Origin of the sequence: Actinotalea ferrariae (assembly GCF_019733465.1) — a bacterium.
Taxonomy (GTDB): domain Bacteria; phylum Actinomycetota; class Actinomycetes; order Actinomycetales; family Cellulomonadaceae; genus Actinotalea; species Actinotalea ferrariae_A.
Genome location: NZ_JACVQL010000162.1, coordinates 1 through 23,586, shown reverse-complemented (window position 1 = coordinate 23,586; position 23,586 = coordinate 1). Strand labels below are relative to the sequence as shown.

Below are 23,586 nucleotides of genomic sequence, written 5' to 3'. Positions count from 1 at the left end.
GCCTCGCGGCGCCCGTCGTGGCCCTCCTGCGCCCGCTGGGCGGCCTCGCCCGCGGGAACGTGACGCGCAACCCGCGCCGCACCGCGAGCACGGCCGGCGCGCTCATGATCGGCATGGCCCTCGTCGGGGCCGCCGCGGTCATCGCCGCGTCGACCCAGGCGTCGACCCGCTCGGTCGTGGAGAACGAGTCGACCGCGGACCTGCTGCTGCGGTCCGCGACACGCGACGTGCCGGCGGACCTCGTCGCCGCGGCCGGGGAGGTCGACGGCGTCGCGGCGGCGGACCCGCTGCGGGTCACGGGCGTCGCGGTCGACGGCGACGACGCGTTCGTCGTCGGCGTCCCCGCGGGGATCTTCGGCCGCTCGCTCGACGTCGAGCTCGTCGACGGGTCGCTCGACGCCCTCGCGCGCGGCGAGGCCGTGGTGCAGGACGGTCCGGCCGGCACGCGCGGCTGGGCCCTGGGCGACGAGCTCGACGTCCAGGGCACGGCCGGGACGGCGACCGTGACCGTCGGCGCCGTCATCGACTCGCGCGCGATCAGCGTGCCGCTCGTCCTGCCGGACGAGGTCTACGACACGGTCGCGGCGCCGGGCGAGGGCCAGGTCGACACGGTGTTCGTGGTGGCCGACGACGGCGCCGACCTGGCTGACGTGCGCGCGGGCCTCACCGACCTCGCACGCCCGTACGTCGTCGTCTCCGTGATGGACAACGAGGAGTTCGCCGACCAGCTCGCGGGCCAGGTGAACCAGATCCTCGTGATCCTCTACGCGCTGCTCGGCCTCTCGGTGGTCATCGCCGTGCTCGGCATCGTGAACACGCTCGCGCTGTCGGTCGCCGAGCGCACGCGTGAGATCGGGCTGCTGCGCGCCGTCGGGCTCGGGCGGCTCCAGCTCGCGTCCGTCGTCACGATCGAGTCGGTGCTCACGGCGGTGTTCGGCACCGTGCTGGGGCTCGCCGTGGGCGCCGGCCTGGCCGCGACCCTGCCGACCGTGTTCGAGGACGAGGGCCTCAGCACGCTCGTCGTGCCGTGGGAGCAGCTCGCGCTGGGCGTCGCCCTCGCGGTCGTCGTGGGCGCGGTCGCGGCCGTCGGCCCCGCAGTGCGCGCGGCCCGGATGGACGTGCTCGACGCCGTCTCCTACGAGTGAGCCGTAGGGTCGTCCGTGGGCCGGTGCGGGGACCCGCGCGGCGGCGGAGGAACACGGAGGACGCATGGGTGACGGGCTGACCATCGGGTACGCGGCGATGCTGGAGCAGTTCCACCCGACCGAGGTGGTCGAGCTGTCCGTGCTCGCCGAGCAGCACGGGTTCTCGGGCGTCATGGCCGCCGACCACTTCCAGCCGTGGGTCCCTCATCAGGGCCAGAGCGCCTTCGTCTGGAACGTGCTGGCCGCGCTCGGCGAGCGCACGCAGGGGGACATCGGCCCTGGCGTGACCGCGCCGACGTTCCGGTGGCACCCCGCGATGGTGGCGCAGGCCTCGGCGACGCTCGCCGCGATGTACCCGGGGCGGCACTGGCTCGGTCTCGGCTCGGGGGAGGCCCTCAACGAGCACATCATCGCGGGCTACTGGCCCGAGGCGCCCGAGCGGATCAACCGCATGTTCGAGGCGATCGACCTCATCACCAAGCTGTTCACGGCGTCGGCGGCCGGCAAGGACGTCAAGCACTCGGGCACGTTCTACAAGATGGAGTCCACGCGCCTGTGGACCATGCCCGAGACGCCGCCCGAGATCCTCGTGGCGACCGCCGGGCCCGTGACGGCGAAGCGCGCGGGCCGGCACGCCGACGGGCTCATCACCGTCGGGGCGCCGCTCGAGAAGATCGCGGGTCTCTTCGGCAAGTTCGAGGACGGCGCACGCGAGGCGGGCAAGGACCCGTCGACGATGCCGCGCGTGCTGCAGGTGCACCTCTCGTGGGCGGAGACGGACGAGGAGGCCATGACCAACGCGCTGCGCGAGTGGCCCAACGGCGGCATGAAGTTCCCCAAGGGAGACATCCGCTCGCCGTTCGACTTCGAGCAGATGGCCAAGCTGGTGCGCCCCGAGGACTTCACGGGCCGCATGGTCGTCTCGGCCGACCCGGACGTGCACCGCGCCGCGATCCAGAAGTACGTCGACCTCGGCTTCGACCGGGTCTACCTGCACAACGTCGGCCGCAACCAGCGCGAGTGGATCGAGGTCTTCGGCCGCGACGTGCTGCCGCACCTGTCCCGCTGAGCGCCGCGTGACCCCTGCGATCCTGGCCGCCGTCGCGCCCGACGGCGTGCCCGAGGTGCGCCCGGGCGACGACCTGGCCGCGCTCCTCCTCGCGGTGCTCGAGGACGTGGACTGGCCGGACGGCACCCGCGGGCTGCGCGACGGCGACGTCGTCGTCGTGACGAGCAAGGTCGTCTCCAAGGCCGAGGGTCGCGTCCTCGCGGCCGCGGACCGCGAGGACGCGATCACGGCCGAGACCGTCCGGCTGGTCGCGAGCCGGGCGCACCCCGGCGGGACGCTGCGGATCGTCGAGAACCGGCTGGGTCTGGTCATGGCCGCGGCCGGCGTGGACGCGAGCAACACCCCGGTCGGCACCGTGCTGCTGCTCCCGGTCGACCCGGACGCCTCGGCGCGGGCGCTGCGCGCACGCCTCCAGACGGCGACCGGCGCGCGCCTCGGTGTCGTCGTCACGGACACGGCAGGGCGGGCCTGGCGCCGCGGGCTCGTGGACCTCGCGATCGGGGCGGCGGGGGTGGCCGTGCTCGAGGACCTGCGGGGCCACGACGACCACCACGGGCGCCGCCTCGACGTCACGGTCACCGCGGTCGCCGACGAGCTCGCGAGCGTCGCCGAGCTCCTCGCGGGCAAGACGTCGCAGCGGCCCGTCACGGTGGTGCGCGGGCTCGGTCGGCACGTGCTCGCGGCCGACGACGACGGCGAGGGCGCGCGCGTGCTCGTGCGTCCCGCGGCCGAGGACATGTTCCGCGAGGGCAGCGCCGAGGCGTACGCGCGCGGCTACGCGGCCGGCGTCGCGGCGCGGGACGACGTCGGCGGGCGCGTCAGCCCGTCCTGAGCGCAGCCGGCCGCCGCGCGAGGCGTCAGGCCTGCGCCTTGGCCGCCGCCTTCGCGGCCTTCTTGGTCGCTCGGACGCGCTGGAGGCTGTCCGGGTCGGTCACGTCAGCGACCGAGCGGTAGCCCTCGAGCGCGTAGTCGCCGACGAGCGCCTCCCAGCCCTCGAGGCGCACGTCGAGCTGCTTCGCGAGCAGCGCCACGAAGATCTTCGCCTTCTGCTCGCCGAACCCCGGCAGGGCCTTCACGCGCCGGAAGAGCTCGGCCGACGACGTCGCCGTCGTCCAGATCCGTGCCGCGTCGCCGTCGTACTCGTCGACGACGAGGCGAGCGAGCTCCTGGACCCGCGCGGCCATCGCGCGCCCGTACCGGTGGATCGCGGGCGGCGTCGTGGCCATCGCGACGAAGGCGTCGGGGTCGGCGTCGGCGATGGCAGCCGGGTCGAGCGTGCCGAAGCGCTCCAGGATCTTCCAGGGCCCGCGGAACGCGTGCTCCATCGGGTACTGCTGGTCGAGCAGCATGCCGGTGACCAGGGCGAACGCGTGGTCGTCCAGCACGGTGTCGGCCTCCGGCAGGCCCGTGATCCTCAACGGCATCCGTCTGCGCCCCTCACGTGCTGCGGTCCGCCGGCCGCACGGCCGGTCCTGGTCGCCATGGTGCCAGGCGTGCCCCGCCCGTGCCGAGCCCCTGGCCGTCCGTCAGCCGGCCGGGGCGAAGGTCAGGACCGGGCGGCCGGTCTCGGGGTGCTCGAGCACCACGCAGCGCACGCGGTAGACCGGTTCGATCACCTCGGGCCGCAGCACCTCGGGCACGGGACCGGCCGCGACGACGCGGCCCCGGTCCAGGAGCACCACGTGGTCGCAGGCCTGCGCGGCGAGGTTGAGGTCGTGCAGCGCCGCGACCACGGTCACGCCGCGGCGGGTCAGCCCTCGGACGACGCCGAGCGTGTCGAGCTGGGCGTGCACGTCCAGGTGGTTCGTCGGCTCGTCGAGCAGCAGGAGCTCCGGCTCCTGCGCGAGGGCACGCGCGAGGTGCACGCGCTGCCGCTCGCCGCCCGAGAGCGTGCCGAGGAGCCGCGGCCCGAACGCCTCGGCCCCCGCTTCACGGAGCGCCCCGTCGGCGATCGCGTGGTCCTCCGGCGTGAGCCCACCCCACCGCGACCCGTGCGGCGTGCGGCCGAGCAGCACCGCGTCGCGCACCGTGAGCGGCGCGGTGGCGACCGAGTCCTGCTCGACGAGAGCGACCCGGCGAGCCCGCTCCCGCCGGCCCAGCGCCAGGAGGTCGACGTCCTCGAGCCGCACGGTGCCGGCGTCGGGCGCCGTGACGCCGGCGACGAGCCGCAGGAGGCTCGACTTGCCCGCGCCGTTGGGGCCGAGGAGGCCGGTGAGCGCCCCGCGGGGCGGCGTGGCGTCGACGCCGTCCACGATGAGCGCGCCCGCGACGGACCACGCGAGGCGGTCGAGCTCGAGGCTCATCCGAGCGCCTGCGTGCTGGACCGGCGCCGCCACAGGAGGAGCGCGAAGACGGGTGCCCCCAGGAAGGCCGTGACGATGCCCACGGGGAGCTCGCGCGGCTCGAACAGCGACCGCGCCGCGGTGTCCGCCCAGACCAGGAAGGTCGCGCCCGCGAGCGCGGCGACCGGCAGGAGCCGCCGGTGCGCCGCGCCGACGAGGAGGCGCACGCCGTGCGGCAGGATCAGCCCGACGAAGCCGATGGAGCCGCTCACCGCGACGAGCGCGCCGGTGAGCAGCGCGACGACGGTGAGCAGCGTCCAGCGCGTGCGCGCGACGTGCACGCCCAGCGCGGCCGCCGCGGTGTCGCCGAACGCGAACGCGTCCAGGGTGCGGCCCGTCAGCACGAGGAGGCCGCCGAGCACCAGGACGGCCAGCCCTGCGATCGCCACCGACGCCCAGCCCGCGCCCGCGAGCGAGCCCATGAGCCACGCGAGGATCTCGCGGTAGGAGTCGCCCGTCGCGGACCAGAAGATGACGAAGGACGTGCCGGCCGAGCACAGCTGCGCGACGGCGAGGCCGGCGAGGATCGTCCGCGCCGGCGTCAGCGTGCCGAGCGAGCCGGCGAGGCCGAGCGCCGCGGCGAGCGCGACGACGGCGCCGACGAACGCGGCCACGGGCAGCAGCACGCCGACGCCCAGGACGAGCACGGCGACCGCGCCCAGCGAGGCGCCCGAGGACAGGCCCAGCAGGTAGGGGTCGGCCAGCGGGTTGCGCGTCAGGCTCTGCATGACGGCGCCCGCGACCGCGAGGCCGGCGCCGACGGCGGCCGCCGTGAGCACACGAGGGAGGCGCAGGTCCCACACGATCCCGTCGAGCAGCGGGCCCAGCGGCGCCTCGGTCCGGCGCCCGGTGAGCAGGTCGTCGACGTGGTGCGCGACCGAGCCCCACACGTCGCCGGCCGCGATGCCGGCGGGCCCGACGGTCACGGCCACCGTGACGGACAGGACCAGCACGGCGAGCGCGACGACGACCGCGACCGCGGTCGGGACGGTCCGGCGCGGGCGTGACGTCGTCGGGCGGACCGCCTGCGCGGCAGCCGTCATCCGAGGTCGAGCGCGGCGAGCTGCTCGGCCAGGTCCGCCGCGGCCTCGACGTTGCGCACGCCCGCCTCCGAGGCCGCGAACGGCACCACGAGGTAGCGCTCCGCGCGGACGGCGGTGAGGTTGGCCGTCGCCGGGCTCGTCGCCAGGAGCTCCCGCTTCTTGTCGGCGCTGTTCCAGGCTGAGTCGACCAGCACGATGACGTCCGGGTCGTCCTGGGCGACCTGCTCCCAGCTGAACGACGCCCACGTGTCGGGCACGCCCGCTGCGATGTTGGTCAGGCCCACGGCGTCGAGGAGCATCTGCGGCGCGCCGATGCCCGCGCCGACGTACGGCACGTCCGTGCCCGACGAGTACCACAGCGCCGTGAGCCCCCGGTCGTCCGGCTCCACCGCCGCGAGCGCCTCCCGCTGCTCGGCGACGAGCGCGGCGCCCTCGTCGGGCACGCCCAGCAGCGCGGCCGTCTCGGTGATCTCCGCGAAGACGTCGTCGAAGGACAGGCGCTCGGGCCGGTGGGCCGGGTCCTTGCAGGCGGACGGCGACACGTACGTCGCGACGCCGAGGTCGGCGAGAACCGCGCGGTCGCCCGCTCCCTCGGCCGTGAGGTTCGACTCCCACCCGGCGTAGACGAGGTCGGGCAGCGCCTCGAGGACCACCTCGGCCGCGGGCACCTTGTCGGAGAGCACGGGCAGGTCGCCCGCCTCGTCGGCCAGCTCCGCGGGCGCGGGGCCGTCGGGGAACCCCGTGCCCACGATGCGCTCGCCCGCGCCGAGGGCGAGCACCATCTCGGTCGCGCTGGACTTGATGGTGACGACCCGCTCGGGCGGCGCGTCGAGGGTCACCTCGACACCGCAGTTCTCGAGGGTCAGGGGGAACCCGGTCGTGGCGTCGGACGTCGCCGGGGGTCCGGCGGACGCGTCGTCGGGCGCGCCGCCGGGGGTCGTCGACCCGGCGCAGCCGGTGAGGGCGAGCACGGCGACGAACGCCGTGGCGGCCGCGGCGTGGCGGCCGCGGGGACGAGCGAGCGGCGGCGTGGCGCGCGGGACGCGCGGGGGCACTGGGTCGAGGCGCACGGGTGCTCCAGGTCGGTGACGAGGGGGCGGCCGGCCATCTGCCGGCGGACGGACCACGGCCCAGTGCCAGGCCGGGGACGGGGCCAGTGCGCGGTCCCGGGTCCGGGTCACATCGTAGGTCCCATCGGGTCTCTGCCCCGCCCGTGCGGCGGGCCGGGCGTGGGTGCGTCCCGAGGGTCGGTCGGGTGGCCGCTCAGCCGGCGGGCGGCGGCGGCGGTGCGAACTGCGACGGCGGCGCCTGGACGGGCAGCGCCGGCGTCGCGCCGCCGTGGGGCTGGGCGTAGGGCTGGCTCGCGGCCCCGGCGAAGTGGGCGGACTGGTCCGTGGAGCCGGGCTCCCCGGCCGGGATGGGCTCGACGACGACGGCCGTGCCGTACGCGCAGACCTCGGTGAACGCCTGGCCGATCGAGCCGTTGTCGAACCGCATCGCGACGATCGCGTTGGCGCCTCGGCGCCGCCCCTCCTCGACCATGCGGTGCATGACCTCCTGGCGGCTCTGGTAGACGAGCTGGGTGTACTCGGTGATCTCGCCGCCGCCCATCGCGCGGAAGGACGCCGTGAAGTTGGCGCCCATGTTCGCGCTGCGCACCGTCAGGCCCATGACCTCGCCGAGCACCGCCTCGACGCGGTAGCCGGGGATGTCGTTCGTCGTCACCACGATCATGGGCCCGATGCTGTCACACGCCTAGGGTGGGCGGCGTGCGCCCGCGCGGCGCGGTCGTCGTCGGCCGCCCGTGGCGCGAGAGCCGAGGAGGAGCCGCGATGCCCGAGCCGTCCCACGACCCCGATGCCGGGCGCCGCGCGCTCGAGCTCGACCGCGCGCACGTGTTCCGGTCCTGGTCCGCCCAGGCCGGTCCGGCACCGCTCGCCGTCGCCGGGGGATCGGGGTGCGAGGTCTGGGACCACGACGGCCGCCGCTATCTCGACTTCTCGAGCCAGCTCGTCAACACCAACATCGGGCACGCGCACCCGGCCGTGGTCGCCGCGATCCAGGAGCAGGCCGCGGTCCTCCCCACGGTCTCGCCCGCGCACACCTCCCTCGTCCGGGGCGAGGCGGCCGCCGCCGTGGCGGCCCGCGCACCCGAGGGGATGTCCAAGGTCTTCTTCACCAACGGCGGCGCCGACGCGGTGGAGAACGCGGTCCGGATGGCGCGGCTGCACACGGGCCGCGACACGGTGATCTCGACCTACCGCTCCTACCACGGCAACACGGGGGTGGCGATCGTCGCGACCGGCGACTGGCGTCGCGTCCCGAACCGCTACGCCCGCGGCCACGTGCACGTGTTCGGGCCCTACCTGTACCGCACGGAGTTCTGGGCGACGACGCCCGAGGAGGAGGCCGAGCGCGCGCTGCACCACCTCGAGCGGGTGATCCAGGCGGAGGGGCCGGCCACCGTCGCGGCGATCCTGCTCGAGACGATCCCCGGGACCGCCGGCGTCCTGGTCCCGCCGCCGGGCTACCTCGCGGGCGTGCGTGCGCTCGCGGACCGGTACGGCATCGTGCTCGTGCTCGACGAGGTCATGGCCGGGTTCGGCCGGACGGGCCACTGGTTCGCCCTCGACGCCTTCGAGGTGCGGCCGGACCTCATCACCTTCGCCAAGGGCGTCAACTCGGGCTACGTGCCCGTCGGCGGCGTCGTCATCTCGGACGAGATCGCCGCGACCTTCGACGACCGCGTCTTCCCGGGCGGCCTGACGTACTCGGGGCACCCGCTCGGGATGGCGTCCGTCGTCGCGGCCCTCGACGCGATGGAGCGCGAGGGCGTCGTCGCGAACGCCGCGCGCATCGGCGCGGACGTGCTGGGCCCGGGGCTCCACGACCTCACGACGCGGCACCCCGTCATCGGCGAGGTCCGCGGGCTCGGCGTGTTCTGGGCGCTCGAGCTCGTGACCGACCACGTCTCGCGCGAGCCGGTGAGCGGCGCCGTCATGGGCCGGCTCAAGGCCGCGCTCCTCGAGCGTGGGCTGCTGCCGTTCGTCGTCGACAACCGCGTCCACGTCGTGCCGCCGTGCGTCGTGACGGACGACGAGGTGGGGCGGGCGCTCGCGATCTACGACGACGCGCTGACCGCGGTCGAGCAGGAGGGCGTCCGATGAGCGCGCTGCGTGCGGTCGTCACGGGCGCCTCGTCCGGGATCGGTACCGCGACCGTGCGCCGGCTCCGGGCCGAGGGCTGGGACGTGGTCGCCGTCGCGCGCCGCGCGGACCGCCTGGCGGCGCTCGCCGCCGAGACCGGCGCGATCCCGGTCGCGTGCGACGTCACGTCCGACGACGACGTGGCGACCCTCGTCGACGAGGTCACGTCCTCGGGCGCGGTCCACGCGCTCGTCAACAACGCCGGGGGCGCGTTCGGCGCGGACCCGGTCGCGTCCGGGGCCGTCAGCGACTGGCAGGCGATGTTCGACGTCAACGTGCTGGGCACCCTCCGGGTCACGCAGGGACTCCTGCCCGCGCTGCGGGCGAGCGGTCGCGGCGACGTCGTCGTGCTCACGTCGACGGCCGCGCACGGCACCTACCCGGGTGGCGGGGGATACGTGGCCGCCAAGCACGCCGAGCGGCAGATCGCGACCACGCTGCGCCTCGAGCTCATCGGCGAGCCGGTGCGCGTCATCGAGATCGCCCCGGGCATGGTCCGGACGGACGAGTTCTCGCTCACGCGCTTCGGCGGGGACGCCGAGCGGGCGGCCGCCGTCTACGCGGGCGTCGCCGAGCCGCTCGTCGCCGAGGACGTCGCCGACGCGATTGTGTGGACGCTGACGCGGCCGCACCACGTGAACGTGGACACGCTCGTGATCCGGCCGCGCGCCCAGGTCTCGAACACCCAGGTCGCCCGCGACTGACGCCGGTGCGCCCGCGCGCCGCCGCACCCGTCGGGCCGTCGTCGGACCGTCCTCGGACCTCAGGGCGTGCCGCCGAGCCCCTCGGCGCGCGCCCGGACGATCGCCGCCGAGCGGTCCGGGACCCCGAGCTTCGTCAGCACGTTCGCCAGGTGGTTGCGCACGGTCTTCGGGCTGAGCGCGAGACGGCGGCCGATCACCTGGTTGTCCAGCCCCGCGGCGACGAGGTCGAGCACCTCGCGCTCGCGGTCGGTCAGCGTCGGGAACGGCACCCGTGCGCCCGCCCGCCCGCCGAGCACGTAAGCCATGGCGCGCTGCGCGACGGCGGGCGCGAGGATCATCTCGCCGTCGGCCACGGCACGCACCGCGCGCTCGACCTGCGCGGGCGACGCCGACTTCACGAGGTACCCGCGCGCACCGGCGCGGATCGCGGCGACGACCGCGTCGTCGTCCTCGTGCATCGAGACGACGAGCACGCCGACGCCGGGGCGGGCACGCACCAGGTCGCGGGTGACGTCGACGCCCGACCCGTCCCCGAGGTCGAGGTCCATCACGACGACGTCGACAGTGGTCCCCGCCAGCAGGGCACGTGCGTCCTCGGCGCCCGAGGCCTGCGCGACGACGTCGATGCCGTCGAGCGAGTCGAGCAGGGCCGCCAGCCCGATGCGGAACACCGGGTGGTCGTCGACGACGGCGACGCGGACGCTCACACCAGGACCTCGCTCGACGTCGAGCCGGGGACGAGCGCGGTCAGCGGCAGGACCGCCCGCACGCGGGTGCCGGGGCCGAGGTCGGACCGCTCGAGGGTTCCCCCGCGCTCCGCGCACCGCTCGTGCATCGAGCGGGTGCCGACGCCGGGTGCGGCGTCGGGCGCGAGCCCCACGCCGTGGTCCTCGCAGGTGACCACGAGGAGGTCGTCCGTCAGGTCGACCACGAGCCCGCACGTCCGGGTCCCGCTGTGGCGGGCGGCGTTGAGCACGGCCTCGGCCGCGACCGCGTAGGCCGCGGCGGCGAGGTCGGGGTCGAGGCCCGTGCACGGGGCGCAGCGGAGCCGGACGTCGAAGCCCTCCGCGGCGTGCCGCGCGACGAGCTCGCCGAGCGCGGCCTCGAGGCCGAGCTCGTCGAGCGCGGGCGGCAGCAGGCTGCGCGAGAGGGAGCGCACGTCCTGCACGCGGTGCTCGGCCTCGGCCGCGAGCTCCGTCAGGACGCGCCCGGCCGCCTCGGGGTCGCGCGGCAGGAGGTTGATGGCGCCCTGCAGCCCGAGCCGCAGGCCGGTGAGCCACGGGCCGAGTCCGTCGTGGATCTCGCGCCGGATCACGCGGCGCTCCTCGAGCCGGACGCGCGTGACCGCGTCGCGCGCGCGGCGCAGCTCGAGCGCGCCGAGGCTCAGCGCCACGCCCGACGCGACGACGGGCAGCAGCTGGCCGAGCGCGTCGCGCGTCCGTGCGTCGAGCCGTTCGCCCGGTCGCGGGGTCACCGCGACCTCGCCGAGCGTGCGGCCCCCGCTCTCCACGGGCAGCGTGGTGCCGGGCGACGTCGGGACGCCCCAGGTGACGTCGAGCGCCTCGGCACCGCGCACCGTGACGCGCACCGACTCGAGCGCGAGCGCCTCGCCGACGCTGCGCACGAGGACCTCGAGCAGCTCCTCGCCCGTGGCCGTCGACATCTGCCGGCCCAGGCGCAGGGCCGCCCGCCCCGGGTCGCCGCCGTCGCCGTAGACCAGGCGGTGCACGCGCCGCTGCAGCCACGTGCGCAGCGGCTGCACGGCCAGCGCGACGCCGACCGCCGCGACCAGCTGGGCCGCGGGCCGGCTGTCGACCAGCAGGGTGACGGCGCCCACGAGCGCGAGGTAGGCGCCGACGAGCCCGAGCGTGAGCAGGGCGGCGATCGTGGCCCGGCTCAGCGCGAGGTCGAGACCCCAGAGGCGGTTGCGGAGCACCGAGACGAGGAGCGCGGCCGGGAACAACGCCTGGCAGACGAGGTGCAGGACGGGGACCGCAAGCACGACCTCGGGTGCGGAGTCGACGGCGAGGAGCGGCACGAAGGACAGGGCCATGAGGCCGGTGCCGAGCGCGAGCAGGCCGAGGCCGCGGCGCTCCTCGGCCGGCCCCCGGAACCGCCGGTGCGCGACCGCCGCCGCCGTCACGAGCCCGACGACGACCGCCACCCCGACGAGCGTCATGGAGCTCGAGGCAGGGATGAGCAGGCGTACGGCCGTGTGCGCGAGCGTCGTCGCGACGCCCGCCGCGAGCCCCAGCCGGGAGGCGAGGGTGAGCGGGTGGTCGCGCACGAGCCACGGCACGACGAGGAAGAGGGCGAACGTCCCGGGGATCCAGGCCCAGCCGTACGCGTCGGCGAGGCCGGGGAGCACGGGCGACCCGGGGTGGGTCGCGCCCCAGGCCGACCAGGCGCCGCCGAGGGCGGAGACGCCGCCGCCCACGCCCGCGAGGCCCACGAGGCCGCCCACGGCGTGGCGGCGGCGACTCAGGAGCACGGCGCCGACCGTGCCGTACACCGCGGCGACGGTGACGTCCACGAGGAGGAAGAGGACGTCCGCGTTCCCGAACCCCACGCCGGACGCGAGGTGCAGGGTCAGGGCCAGCACGGCCAGGGACCACGAGAGCACGGCGACGCCCGCCGCGGTCCGGGGGAGCCCGTCGTCCCGGGGGAGCCTCCCAGCGTCGGTACGGCCGGCACCGCCGGCACCGTCGGGGGCGTCGGCACCGCCGTCAGGGGCGTGCGGCGCGCCCGCCCCCGCGACGGGGGCGGGCGGCACGCTCACGGCGCTCACGGTAGGGGTTCGGGGGCCGGCGCGGAACACCGCCGGTGTGCGGCGTCCGGTGACCCGATGTTCTCCAGCATGCCTCAGCGACGGTCGCCGACGGCGAACCCGAGGGCGACGACGAGCATCCACAGCGGACCGGTCATGCCCGCCATGTACTGCAGGGGCGAGACGCCGAGCAGCAGGGTGAGCCCGCCGAGGACCACGCTCACCCAGCCGATCCAGCGCGGTGCGGCGCGGTGCCGCAGCGCCGCGACGGCGAGCGCGACGCCCGCGACGCCGGCGCCGACCCACAGCCACGAGATCGTCGCGAGCCACTCGTTCCAGAACGCGACGCTCGACGCCACGGTCATGGTCGGCTCGCCGAGCGCGAACAGGAACTGCGTGTCCAGGCCGCTGCCCATGAGGCCCGCGACCGAGACCAGGAGGAGCCCGCCGAGCGCGACCGTCGGCAGCAGGCTGGCCGCCGGCAGCCGCTCGGCGAGCCGTCGGCGCAGACCGGCGGCGAAGACGATCGCGAGCACGGCGGCCAGCACCGTCGCCGTGTGGAACACGAGCAGCGTCGGGATGCGTCCCGCCAGGTCGGCGACGATCGCGTCGGGGTCTCCCGCGGTCTGCTCCCAGTTCTCCCCGAGGCGCATCGACGCCTCCATGGAGACGGCACCGAGCAGGCCGGCGACGGCGCCGGTCACGGCCCAGGCGCGGGGACGCCGGCCGGAGGACGTGGCACGGGCGGCGGCGGGGGCGGCGTCGGTGCCGGCTGCCGGCGCCGGGGCGGAGGTGGGCGAGGGGGCGTGCAGGGACATCGGTTCTCCAGGTGACGGGGCGGTGGGGGCCGCCGTGGTCGGACCCGAGCACCCTCGGGCGGGCGGTGTCCCGGGCACCAGGGCGTCGAGCCCGGGTCGTCGGGCACCTGACCCAGGCACCGATCGGCCAGGTCATCGGACGACTTGTCCGGATGACAAGACTGGGGTTTCAGCCATCGGTCACGGCTGTCATCGTCTTCCCATGACCTCCGTCCGACTGCAGACCGTGCCGCGCGACCTCGCCGCCGCACGAATGTGCATGTCCACGGGGCTCGTCGCCGGCTGCTGTCGCTGACCGCCGGCCCTCCGAGGCGCACCGCCCGGCCCGTCCGGGCCCGCTGACCGCCGCCTCCTGACCGGACTCCCGCTCGCCCGCGGGACGTCCCGGTCCCCGTCGCCTCCGCGACCCCGCGGACGCGCACGCCCTCACCGTCACGGTTGCCGCCGTGCCCAGACGGCTCGCCCGTCGCCACCTCCGCCGCTCACGCCCTGCCCGACGCTCGCGTCGCCCGTTCGAAGGACCTCCGATGGCCTCCATCCTCATCCTCACCGGCAGCCCGTCCGCCCGCTCCCGTACCTCCGCGCTCGCGCAGCACGTCGGGGACGAGCTCGCGCTCGACGGCCACGACGTCACCCTCCTGGCGCTGCGCGAGCTGCCCGCGCAGGCGCTCCTGGCCGCAGACACGGCCGACCCGGACATCGCCGCGGCCGTGCGCCAGGTCATCGCGGCCGACGCGCTCGTGGTGGCGACCCCCATCTACAAGGCGTCCTACTCGGGCCTGCTCAAGGTCTTCCTCGACCTGCTGCCCCAGTCGGCGCTGCAGGGCAAGGTCGTGCTGCCGCTCGCCACCGGCGGGACGGTCGCGCACCTGCTCGCGATCGACTACTCGCTCCGGCCCGTCCTCGTCTCGCTCGGCGCCCGGCACATCACGACCGGCCGGTTCGTGCTGGACACCCACATCGACCACGTCTCCGGCGGGCCGGTGCTCGTGGACGAGACCGCACGCGACTGCATCGCCCGGACGGCGGCGGGCTTCCGCGCCGCGATCGGCGAGGTCGCGCTCGAGCCGGCGCTCGCGTCGGCCTGACCGGCCGCACGACCTCCGCCGCGGTGATCGCGCGGCGGGCGTGGCCCCGGCCCTGCCAGGCCCGGGCCGCGTGAGCGGCGCCGGGCGGACCTGCCAGTCCGCCCGGCGCCCACCCACCGGTTGCCGCCGGTGGGTACGCCGCACCCCGTCCAGGACGGGGTGCTCTCCATCACGCAAGGAGCAGTATGACCATCACGACGAGCGAGGCGCTCCTCGCCTCTCCGTGGGCCGGGACCGCGGCCCCCACGACGCCCGAGGGGTGGGTGCGGCGGGCCGAGGAGGTCGCCGCGATCCTCGAGGTCGACGCGGTCGAGCGCGACCGCGCGCTCGTGACACCGCACGACGAGGTGAGGCTGCTCAAGCAGGCCGGCCTCGTGACGCTGCTCGGCCCGACGGCGCAGGGGGGCGCCGGGCAGAGCTGGGAGACCGCCTACCAGGTGATCCGCAGGGTCGCCGAGGGCGACGGGTCGATCGGGCAGCTGCTCGGCTACCACTACCTGTGGTCGCAGCTGCCGGCGTTCTTCGGGACGCCGGACCAGGCCGAGCAGATCATCGGCCGGGCGACCCGCGAGGGCTGGTTCTTCGGGGGCGCCGTCAACCCGCGCGACGACGACCTCGTCGCGGTCGACCTGGGGGGCGACCTGGCGTTCTCGGGCCACAAGACGTTCTCGACCGGCTCCAAGGTCTCGGACGTCACGTGGCTCGAGGCGGCGGTCGCGGGGCACGACGAGCACGTGTTCGCACTCGCGCCGTCCGACCACGTCGGCATCACGTTCCACGACGGCTGGGACGCGCTCGGCCAGCGTCTGACCGAGTCGGGGAGCGTGACGATCACCGAGGTCGTGCTGCCCTGGTCGGCGGCGCTCGGATGGGTGGACAAGCAGTTCCAGGGCCGGACGTACAACACCGTGACGCTCGTGGCGATCCAGCTCGTCTTCACCAACTTCTACCTCGGCATCGCGCAGGGCGGCCTGCGGACCGCACTCGCCTACACGCGCGAGCGGACGCGTCCGTGGCCGTACGGGGGAGACGACCGGGAGCGCGGCGTCGACGAGCCGTACGTCCTCGACGCCTACGGCGACCTGCAGTCCAAGCTGTGGGCGGCGCAGGCGCTCGGCGACCGGGCGGGTCAGGCGCTCCAGGCGCTGCACGCCGACCCGGACGGGCTCCAGCCGCGTGCACGCGGCGAGGTCGCGGTGCTCGTGGCGGCGGCCAAGCAGCGCGCGGTCGACGTCGGCCTGGAGATCGGGACCCGCATCTACGAGGTGACGGGCGCCCGCGCGACGGCGAGCTCCGTGGGCCTGGACCGGTTCTGGCGCAACGTGCGCACGCACTCGCTGCACGACCCGATCCCGTACAAGCGCCGGGAGGTCGGTCTCTTCGCCCTCCTCGACGAGATCCCCGAGCCCACCTGGTACACGTGACCCGTACCTGACCGGCCGCCGAGGCCGACACCGGGGCCCGAGGTCGACAGCCGCAGCTGTCGACCTCGGCCGCGGATGTCGACCTCGGCGGTGGGTTCGTGCGTCGCCCGGGTGCGGTCACATGCTGTCGGCGTAGACGCGCAGCGCGTCGCGGACGAACGTGGCGCCCTCGGTACCGCCGTAGGTCTTCGCGAAGCGCTCGTCGGCGACGTACATCTCGCCGAGGCCGACGAGGTACTCCTTCGCGGGTCGACCGGTGCCGTGCCCAGGGGTGCCCGGGATACCGCTGAGCCAGTCGGCGTGCCGCTGCGCGAGCGCCTGCGCCTCGTCCGACGCCGGCTCCACGCCGCGTGCGGCCGCCTCCGCCCAGTCGGTCGCCAGGCGCGCCGCGCGCTCCTGCCACACCTGCTGCTCGGCGGGCGACATGCCGCGCCACCAGCGGTCGCCGGACGCGTACGCGTCCTCGCCCCAGCGCTCGGTGACCTCCTCCTTGTACTGCGTGTGGTCGAACCCGTCGAACATGTCCTCGGCCATGAGCCGTCCTCCCTCTTCCAGCGTGGTGATCGTCCGCTCGACCGACGCCGCGCGTCGGGTCAGGCGCTCCTGCTCGGTGCGGAGCCGGGAGAGGTGGTCCCGCAGGGCGGCGAGCGTGTCCTGCTCGTCGTCCAGCGCCCGCGCGATGGCGGGCAGCGGCAGACCGAGGCCCCGCAGCACGAGGACGCGCTGGAGGCGGACGAGCGTGAGCGCGTCGTACCAGCGGTACCCGTTGTCGCCGACGCGGCTCGGCGGCAGCAGGCCGACGGCGTCGTAGTGCCGCAGGGTGCGGCTCGTGACCCCGGTCAGCCGGGCGACCTCCTGGATGGACCACTCGGTCCGGGTCCTCGTCGGCATGGCACCTCTCCTTCGGACGTCGACGACGCTACGAGTTGACGCTACGTCAAGCTCAAGGAGCAAGGGCATGGTGCGCCCGGGCGACGCGAGTAGCATCGTGCGCACAGGCGTCGACCCGGCCATCACCGGCGAGCCTCCGGAAGAACGGGCATGCGGCCGGACCATCGGCCGAGCGCCTCACTAGAACCGGACGGGTGGGCCCGTCACAGCCTCGACGAGCGGTCGACGTCGTCCGTCCCCCGGGGCGGCAGGCGGCGGCAAGCGGGGTGGTACCGCGGTGACCGGCGACCTGCAGAGGTCGCGGGGAGTCGTCCTCGCACGATGTGGCAGCAGGACCCGCCGGACCGTGTCGACGTACCAGGAGCACCCGATGTCCCACCCCTCGTACCCCCTGCACCGCCCGGACGGCACGCCCGTGCCCGCGTCCCCGGACCTGCCGGCCCTCGAGAAGGACGTCCTCGCGCACTGGGCGCAGGACGGCACCTTCCAGGCGTCGGTCGACCAGCGCGAGGCGGGCGAGCACGGCGCCAACGAGTTCGTCTTCTACGACGGGCCGCCCTTCGCCAACGGTCTGCCGCACTACGGCCACCTGCTCACGGGCTACGCCAAGGACATCGTCGGCCGGTACCAGACGCAGCGCGGCCGCCGCGTCGAGCGCCGCTTCGGGTGGGACACGCACGGGCTGCCGGCAGAGCTCGAGGCCGAGCGCGTCCTGGGCATCACCGACAAGTCGCAGATCGACGAGATGGGCATCGAGGCCTTCAACAAGGTCTGCCGCGAGTCCGTCCTGCGCTACACCGACGAGTGGCAGGACTACGTCACCCGCCAGGCCCGGTGGGTGGACTTCGAGAACGACTACAAGACCCTCGACACGAGCTACATGGAGTCGGTCCTCTGGGCGTTCAAGCAGCTCTACGACAAGGGGCTGGCCTACGAGGGCTACCGCGTGCTGCCGTACTGCTGGCGCGACGAGACGCCGCTGTCGAACCACGAGCTCCGCATGGACGACGACGTCTACGCCTCCCGCCAGGACCCGGCGCTCACCGTCGGCGTGCGGCTGGAGACGGGCGAGCTCGCGCTGCTGTGGACGACGACGCCCTGGACCCTCCCGTCCAACCTCGCGCTCGCCGTCGGGCCGGACATCGACTACGTCCGGGTGTGCCCCGCCAAGAGCTCGCGCCTCGCGGGCGAGGTCGTGCTGCTCGCCGAGTCGCGGCTCGGCGCGTACGAGCGCGAGCTCGGCGCGGTCGCCGGCACCGTCGCGGGCGACGCGTGCGAGGCGGACGACCAGGCGCAGGTGCTCACCGACAAGCACGGGAACCACCGGATCAAGGGCGCGGAGCTCGTCGGGCGCCGGTACACCCCGCCGTTCGGGTACTTCGCGCGGCACCCGAACGCGCACCAGGTGCTCCCCGGCGATTTCGTCACGACCGAGGACGGCACGGGCATCGTGCACCTCGCGCCGGCGTTCGGCGAGGACGACATGGCGGTGTGCGACGCGGCGGGCATCACCCCGATCGTCCCGGTCGACAGCAAGGGCCGCTTCACGCCAGAGGTCCGCGACTACGCGGGCGTGCAGGTGTTCGAGGCGAACGCCGCGATCATCGCCGACCTCAAGGCGGGCAGCGGCCCGCTGGCCGACGTCGCCGCGCCGCAGCGCGCCGTCGTCGTGCGCCACGAGACCTACGACCACTCCTACCCGCACTGCTGGCGCTGCCGGAACCCGCTGATCTACCGGGCGGTCTCGAGCTGGTTCGTGCGCGTGACCGAGTTCCGCGACCGGATGGTCGAGCTGAACCAGGAGATCACCTGGGTGCCCGAGCACATCCGCGACGGCCAGTTCGGCAAGTGGCTCGCCGGCGCACGCGACTGGTCGATCTCCCGCAACCGGTACTGGGGCACGCCCATCCCGGTGTGGGTGAGCGACGACCCGGCGTACCCGCGGACCGACGTCTACGGCTCGATCGCGGAGCTCGAGGCCGACTTCGGCGTCGAGGTGAGCGACCTGCACCGCCCCTTCATCGACGAGCTGACCCGGCCCAACCCGGACGACCCGTCCGGTCGCTCGACCATGCGCCGGATCCCCGACGTCCTCGACGTCTGGTTCGACTCGGGCTCGATGCCGTTCGCGCAGGTGCACTACCCGTTCGAGAACGCGGACTGGTTCGAGCACCACTACCCGGGCGACTTCATCACCGAGTACATCGGCCAGACGCGCGGCTGGTTCTACACGCTGCACGTGCTCGCGACGGCGCTCTTCGACCGGCCGGCGTTCCGCACGTCGGTGTCGCACGGCATCGTGCTCGGCTCGGACGGCCGCAAGATGAGCAAGTCGCTGCGCAACTACCCGGACGTCCGCGAGGTGTTCGAGCGCGACGGCTCCGACGCGATGCGCTGGTTCCTCATGGCGTCCCCGATCCTGCGCGGCGGTAACCTCGTCGTGACGGAGGAGGGCATCCGCGACGGTGTGCGCCAGGTGCTCCTGCCGCTGTGGAGCACCTGGTACTTCTTCACGCTGTACGCCGGTGCCGCCCGTGCGGGCGAGGGCTACCGGGCGCAGCGCGTCGACCCGTCGCGCGTCGCCGGGCTGCCGCCCGTCGACCGCTACCTGCTCGCCCGGACGCGCGACCTCGTCGAGACGGTGACGCGCCAGCTCGACGAGTACGACGTGCCCGGCGCGTGCGAGGCGGTCCGCGAGCACCTCGACGTGCTGACCAACTGGTACGTCCGCACGCAGCGCGACCGGTTCTGGCAGGAGGACGACGACGCGTTCGACACGCTGTGGACCGCGCTCGAGGTCCTCACCCGCGTCATGGCGCCGCTCGCGCCGCTGACGACCGAGGAGATCTGGCGGGGGCTGACCGGTGGGCGCAGCGTGCACCTCACCGACTGGCCGGCGACGGTCGTGCCCGCGGAGGACGGCGACCGGTACCCCGCCGCCGACACGGGTGAGGGGTCCGCGGTCGTGGGCCGGTGGGAGGTCGAGCCCGTGCTCGTCGCCGACGACGCGCTCGTCGCGGCCATGGACCAGGTCCGCGAGATCGTGTCCGTGACGCTCGGGCTGCGCAAGGCCAACGGCCTGCGCGTGCGGCAGCCGCTGCGCGAGCTCGGCGTCGCCCTCGCCGACCCGGCCGGCGTCGAGCCCTACGTCGGCCTCATCCGGGCCGAGCTCAACGTCAAGCACGTGACGCTCGTGGACCTCGCCGAGGTGGGTCCGGCGGAGCTGGGCATCACCTCGCGCCTCGACGTCAACGCGCGCGCCGCGGGCCCGCGCCTCGGCCGCGGCGTCCAGGCGGTCATCCGGGCGGCCAAGGCGGGGGACTGGTCCTCGGCCGACGGCGGCGTCGTGGTGCGCACGGCCGACGGCGACGTCGCGCTCGAGCCGCACGAGTACACGCTCTCGACGGTCGTCGCCGAGGGTGCGGGTGACGACCGCGTCGCGGCCGTGCTCGCCGACGGGGGCGTCGTGCTCCTGGACACCGCCCTGGACGACGACCTGCGCGCGGAGGGCTTCGCGCGCGACGTCGTCCGTGCCGTCCAGGACGAGCGCAAGGCCGCCGGGCTGCAGGTCACGGACCGCATCCGGCTCGCGCTCACGGTCGCCGAGGAGCACCGGGCGTCCGTCGAGGCCCACCGGGACATGATCGCCCGGGAGACCCTCGCGGCCGCGCTCGAGGTCGAGGCCGGCACGCCGGCCGGCCAGGTGGGCGTGCGGCTCGCCGTCGCGGGCGGTGCGGCATGAGCGTCGGCGGCGGCAGCGACGAGCTCCGCGAGGTCTACGCGGGCATCCTCGAGCGGATGCCCGAGCACGACTTCGAGTACACCCTCGACCGCGTGCTCGAGGTCTGCGACCTGCTCGGGAACCCCCAGCGCGCGTACCGCGTCGTCCACGTGACCGGGACCAACGGCAAGACGTCGACGAGCCGGATGGTCGAGCAGCTGCTGCGCGAGCACGGCCTGCGCACTGGCCGCTTCACGAGCCCGCACCTGACCTCGGTCACGGAGCGGATCGCGATCGACGGCGAGCCGGTGAGCGACGAGCGCTTCGTCGAGCTGTGGCAGGACGTCGCGCCCTACGTGCACATGGTCGACCAGCGCTCGCAGGAGCGCGGCGGGCCCCGCCTGAGCTTCTTCGAGGTGCTCACCGTGATGGCGTTCGCGGCCTTCGCCGACGCCCCGGTCGACGTCGCCGTCGTGGAGGTCGGGCTGGGCGGCCGGACCGACGCGACGAACGTCGTGGAGGCCGACGTCGCGGTCATCACGCCGATCGCGCACGACCACGAGCGGTGGCTGGGGCACGAGCTCGTCGACATCGCGGGGGAGAAGGCCGGGATCATCAAGGACGGCACGACCCTGGTCCTCGCCGCCCAGCGGGAGGACGCCGAGGGGGTGGTGCTCGCGGCGGCCGCCGAGCGCGGCGCGCGCGTGCTGCGCGAGGGCGTCGACCTCGAGGTCGTCGAGCGCCAGGTCGCCGTCGGCGGCCAGCTCGTCGTCCTGCGGACGCAGGCCGCGGTCTACGCCGACATCTTCCTGCCGCTGCACGGCGCCCACCAGGCGCAGAACTCGCTGCTCGCGCTCGCCGCGGTCGAGGCGCTCCTGCGGGACGGCGGTGCGTTGTCGGGGCCGACGGTCGAGGCGGCCTTCGGCGCGATGGACTCGCCCGGGCGGCTCGAGGTGGTCCGTCGGTCGCCGACGGTGCTCGTCGACGCCGCGCACAACCCGGCGGGGGTCGAGGCGCTGTCCTCTGCCGTCCAGGAGGCGTTCACGTTCGCTCGTCTCGTGGGGGTCGTGGGGATCCTCGAGGACAAGGACGCCGAGCAGGTCCTCGCCGGCCTCGAGCCGCTCCTCGACGAGGTCGTCGTCACGCGGTCGGGCAGCCCCCGCGCGCACGACGTCGACGACCTCGCGGAGATCGCGCGCGACGTGTTCGGCGAGGACCGGGTGCACGCCGTCGAGCGGCTGGACGAGGCGATCTCGCTCGCGGTCGAGCTCTCGGAGGGCGGCACGGACGGCTCCCCGACGGGTGCGGGCGTGCTCGTCACCGGCTCCGTGACCATGGCCGCCGAGGCGCGCCTGCTCTTCGGCCGCCCCTGAACCGCCGCTCGCCGACGGGGCGCCGCACCGACCGTGCACGGATGTGCACGGTCGGTGCACGGCTTCCCCTTGACCGTCGTTCGGCGACCGGCGAATGCTGACCATGGGCCCGACCCCCCGGGCCGTGGGCACCCGGTGCGCGGCGACGACGCCGCGACCGGCCGGCTGATGGGAGCAGCGGTGAAGAAGCTGATCAACGACCCGGCGCGCGTGGTGGACGAGTCGGTCGAGGGGTTCGGGCAGGCGCACGCCGACCTGGTGCGCGTCCACACCGACCCGCTGTTCGTCGTGCGCGCGGACGCCCCCGTCCAGGGCAAGGTCGGGCTGGTCAGCGGCGGAGGGAGCGGGCACGAGCCCCTGCACGCGGGCTTCGTCGGTGCGGGCATGCTCGACGCGGCCGTGCCGGGTGCGATGTTTACCTCGCCCACGCCCGACGCGATCGCCCCCGCGACCACCGCTGTCGACGGCGGCGCGGGCGTGCTGCACATCGTCAAGAACTACACGGGCGACGTGCTGAACTTCGAGACCGCCGCCGAGCTCGCCGACGCCGAGGGCGTCGAGGTCCGCACCGTGATTGTCAACGACGACGTCGCGGTCGAGGACTCCCTCTACACGGCCGGCCGGCGCGGCGTCGCGGGCACCCTCCTGGTCGAGAAGATCGCCGGGGCGGCGGCGGACCGGGGCGACGACCTCGCGGGGGTCGCGGCCGTCGCCGAGCGCGTCGTCGGCTCGGTGCGCTCGATGGGCGTCGCGCTCGCCGCGGGGACCGTGCCGCACGCGGGGACGCCGAGCTTCGAGCTCACGGAGCAGGAGATCGAGATCGGCATCGGCATCCACGGCGAGCCCGGCCGGCGCCGGATCCCCATGGCGGGGGCCGACGAGATCACCGAGCTCCTCACGACACCGGTCATGGACGACCTCGGCATCACGGGCGAGGACCAGGTGCTGCTGCTCGTCAACGGCATGGGCGGGACACCGCTGTCCGAGCTCTACGTCGTCTACCGGGCGGCCCGGCGCCTCCTGGAGGGGCGGGGCGCTCAGGTGACCCGCTCGCTCGTGGGCAACTACGTCACGTCGCTCGAGATGCAGGGCGCCTCGGTGACCGTGCTGCGCCTCGACGACGAGCTCACGACGCTGTGGGACGCCCCGGTGCGCACCGCCGCCCTGCGCTGGTGACCGGCCGGGCGGCGGGCGCCCGGCAGCCGTGCCCCTAGGGCACCGGTGAACACCGGCGTCCGCCGCGTGGCAGGCTGACGGCACGCCCGCCGCCGTCGGCGACGGGCCGGGGGGCGACGGATGGGGCCGCGGGCCGGGAGGCTCCGCGGGTGACGCGGAGGAGGATCATGGCTCTGGACGTCGGCTGGGCGCAGGAGTGGGTGCGCCGCACCGCGCAGGTGGTCGCCGAGCACCGGGTGGAGCTCAGCGAGCTCGACCGGCAGATCGGCGACGGCGACCACGGCGAGAACCTCAACCGCGGCTTCGCGGCCGTCGTCGACCGTCTCGACGCGCTCGAGGCGCCGCCCGCTCAGGTGGGTGACGTGCTCAAGCTCGTCGCGACGACCCTGATGTCGACGGTCGGCGGGGCCGCCGGGCCGCTCTACGGCACCGCCTACCTGCGGGCCGCCAAGGTCACCGGCCTCGAGGCGCTCGACTCCGCCGCCGTCGTCGCGATGGTCGAGGCGGGCCTCGAGGGCATCGTCGCGCGGGGCAAGGCGACGACGGGCGAGAAGACCATGGTCGACGCGTGGAGCCCCGCGGCGGCCGCGGCGCAGTCCGCCGCGGCCGAGGGCGCCGACCCCGCCGCGGTGCTCGAGGCGGCCGCGCGAGCGGCCGAGGAGGGTGCGGTCGCGACGGATCCGCTGGTCGCGACGAAGGGCCGGGCGAGCTACCTGGGCGAGCGGAGCGCGGGGCACCGGGACCCGGGTGCGGCGTCGTCGGCCCTGCTGCTGCGCGCCGCGGCCGAGGCCGCCGGAGCTGCGGGCACCGACGGCACCG

At 75.0% G+C, this 23,586-nt stretch carries 19 protein-coding genes and 1 pseudogene; 11 read left to right on the top strand and 9 right to left on the bottom strand.

Annotated elements, in window-relative coordinates:
* From ICW40_RS13050 to cofE, 3 genes are all read left to right on the top strand, one after another.
* The coding region (locus ICW40_RS13050; protein WP_221654452.1) for an FtsX-like permease family protein at positions 1-1,145 on the top strand (1,145 nt) is incomplete at its 5' end.
* A gap of 64 nt (positions 1,146-1,209) precedes the next feature.
* Positions 1,210-2,214, top strand: coding sequence for a TIGR03557 family F420-dependent LLM class oxidoreductase (locus ICW40_RS13045; protein ID WP_221654451.1), 1,005 nt, complete (start codon positions 1,210-1,212; stop codon positions 2,212-2,214).
* A gap of 7 nt (positions 2,215-2,221) precedes the next feature.
* Positions 2,222-3,046, top strand: a complete 825-nt coding sequence (gene cofE, locus ICW40_RS13040; protein ID WP_308121789.1) for a coenzyme F420-0:L-glutamate ligase — start codon at positions 2,222-2,224, stop codon at positions 3,044-3,046.
* Positions 3,047-3,071: 25 nt separating this feature from the next.
* On the opposite strand, the gene ICW40_RS13035 is transcribed toward cofE, so the two are convergent.
* The 5 genes and pseudogenes from ICW40_RS13035 to ICW40_RS13015 all read right to left on the bottom strand — a co-directional run bounded on the left by ICW40_RS13035 (position 3,072) and on the right by ICW40_RS13015 (position 7,333).
* On the bottom strand, positions 3,072-3,638 hold the full coding sequence (locus ICW40_RS13035; protein WP_221654450.1) for an HhH-GPD-type base excision DNA repair protein: 567 nt from the start codon (positions 3,636-3,638) through the stop codon (positions 3,072-3,074).
* Between the two features lie 288 nt (positions 3,639-3,926).
* Positions 3,927-4,517, bottom strand: a pseudogene (locus tag ICW40_RS13030) (ABC transporter ATP-binding protein); the annotation flags it as partial.
* Entirely contained in the window at positions 4,514-5,599 is a 1,086-nt protein-coding gene (locus tag ICW40_RS13025) for a putative F420-0 ABC transporter permease subunit (RefSeq protein ID WP_221654448.1), read from the bottom strand. The gene ICW40_RS13025 and the pseudogene ICW40_RS13030, both read right to left, overlap by 4 nt.
* Positions 5,596-6,669 carry a putative F420-0 ABC transporter substrate-binding protein gene (locus ICW40_RS13020; RefSeq protein ID WP_308121788.1) on the bottom strand — a complete coding sequence of 358 codons (1,074 nt, stop codon included), beginning with the start codon at positions 6,667-6,669 and terminating at the stop codon, positions 5,596-5,598. The genes ICW40_RS13025 and ICW40_RS13020 overlap by 4 nt, the downstream gene beginning before the upstream one ends.
* Before the next feature lie 193 nt (positions 6,670-6,862).
* Positions 6,863-7,333, bottom strand: a complete 471-nt coding sequence (locus tag ICW40_RS13015) for a YbjQ family protein (RefSeq protein ID WP_221654447.1) — start codon at positions 7,331-7,333, stop codon at positions 6,863-6,865.
* A gap of 98 nt (positions 7,334-7,431) precedes the next feature.
* Here ICW40_RS13015 and ICW40_RS13010 point away from each other — a divergent pair, with 98 nt between their 5' ends.
* Entirely contained in the window at positions 7,432-8,766 is a 1,335-nt protein-coding gene (locus tag ICW40_RS13010) for an aspartate aminotransferase family protein (RefSeq protein ID WP_221654446.1), read from the top strand.
* Entirely contained in the window at positions 8,763-9,509 is a 747-nt protein-coding gene (locus tag ICW40_RS13005) for an SDR family NAD(P)-dependent oxidoreductase (protein WP_221654445.1), read from the top strand. Before ICW40_RS13010 ends, ICW40_RS13005 begins: the two co-directional genes overlap by 4 nt.
* Before the next feature lie 59 nt (positions 9,510-9,568).
* Here the strand turns inward: ICW40_RS13005 and ICW40_RS21595 are convergent, their stop codons facing one another.
* From ICW40_RS21595 to ICW40_RS12990, 3 genes are all read right to left on the bottom strand, one after another.
* Complete coding sequence (locus tag ICW40_RS21595; protein WP_221654444.1) at positions 9,569-10,216, bottom strand: response regulator; 648 nt, start codon at positions 10,214-10,216, stop codon at positions 9,569-9,571.
* On the bottom strand, positions 10,213-12,288 hold the full coding sequence (locus ICW40_RS21590; RefSeq protein WP_221654443.1) for a sensor histidine kinase: 2,076 nt from the start codon (positions 12,286-12,288) through the stop codon (positions 10,213-10,215). The genes ICW40_RS21595 and ICW40_RS21590 overlap by 4 nt, the downstream gene beginning before the upstream one ends.
* A gap of 83 nt (positions 12,289-12,371) precedes the next feature.
* Complete coding sequence (locus ICW40_RS12990) at positions 12,372-13,094, bottom strand: hypothetical protein (RefSeq protein ID WP_221654442.1); 723 nt, start codon at positions 13,092-13,094, stop codon at positions 12,372-12,374.
* Positions 13,095-13,621: 527 nt separating this feature from the next.
* Between ICW40_RS12990 and ssuE the strand changes: the two genes are divergently transcribed.
* Entirely contained in the window at positions 13,622-14,182 is a 561-nt protein-coding gene (ssuE, locus tag ICW40_RS12985) for an NADPH-dependent FMN reductase (RefSeq protein WP_221654441.1), read from the top strand.
* Positions 14,183-14,367: 185 nt separating this feature from the next.
* The gene (locus ICW40_RS12980; protein ID WP_221654440.1) at positions 14,368-15,606 is read left to right on the top strand and encodes an acyl-CoA dehydrogenase family protein; all 1,239 of its coding nucleotides are present in this window, start codon (positions 14,368-14,370) and stop codon (positions 15,604-15,606) included.
* Between the two features lie 117 nt (positions 15,607-15,723).
* Here the strand turns inward: ICW40_RS12980 and ICW40_RS12975 are convergent, their stop codons facing one another.
* Positions 15,724-16,497, bottom strand: coding sequence for a MerR family transcriptional regulator (locus ICW40_RS12975; protein WP_221654439.1), 774 nt, complete (start codon positions 16,495-16,497; stop codon positions 15,724-15,726).
* 370 nt (positions 16,498-16,867) lie between these two features.
* On the opposite strand from ICW40_RS12975, the gene ileS reads away from it, so the two are divergent.
* The 4 genes from ileS to dhaL form a co-directional block, all read left to right on the top strand.
* Positions 16,868-20,239: an isoleucine--tRNA ligase gene (gene ileS / locus ICW40_RS12970; protein ID WP_221654438.1), complete on the top strand. Its 3,372-nt coding sequence runs from the start codon at positions 16,868-16,870 to the stop codon at positions 20,237-20,239.
* The gene (locus ICW40_RS12965; protein ID WP_221654437.1) at positions 20,236-21,591 is read left to right on the top strand and encodes a bifunctional folylpolyglutamate synthase/dihydrofolate synthase; all 1,356 of its coding nucleotides are present in this window, start codon (positions 20,236-20,238) and stop codon (positions 21,589-21,591) included. The genes ileS and ICW40_RS12965 overlap by 4 nt, the downstream gene beginning before the upstream one ends.
* Before the next feature lie 180 nt (positions 21,592-21,771).
* A complete protein-coding gene (dhaK, locus tag ICW40_RS12960; protein ID WP_221654436.1) occupies positions 21,772-22,767 on the top strand; it encodes a dihydroxyacetone kinase subunit DhaK in 996 nt (331 codons plus the stop codon).
* A gap of 167 nt (positions 22,768-22,934) precedes the next feature.
* Positions 22,935-23,586: dihydroxyacetone kinase subunit DhaL (gene dhaL / locus ICW40_RS12955; RefSeq protein ID WP_221654435.1), on the top strand; the 652-nt coding region annotated here is incomplete at its 3' end.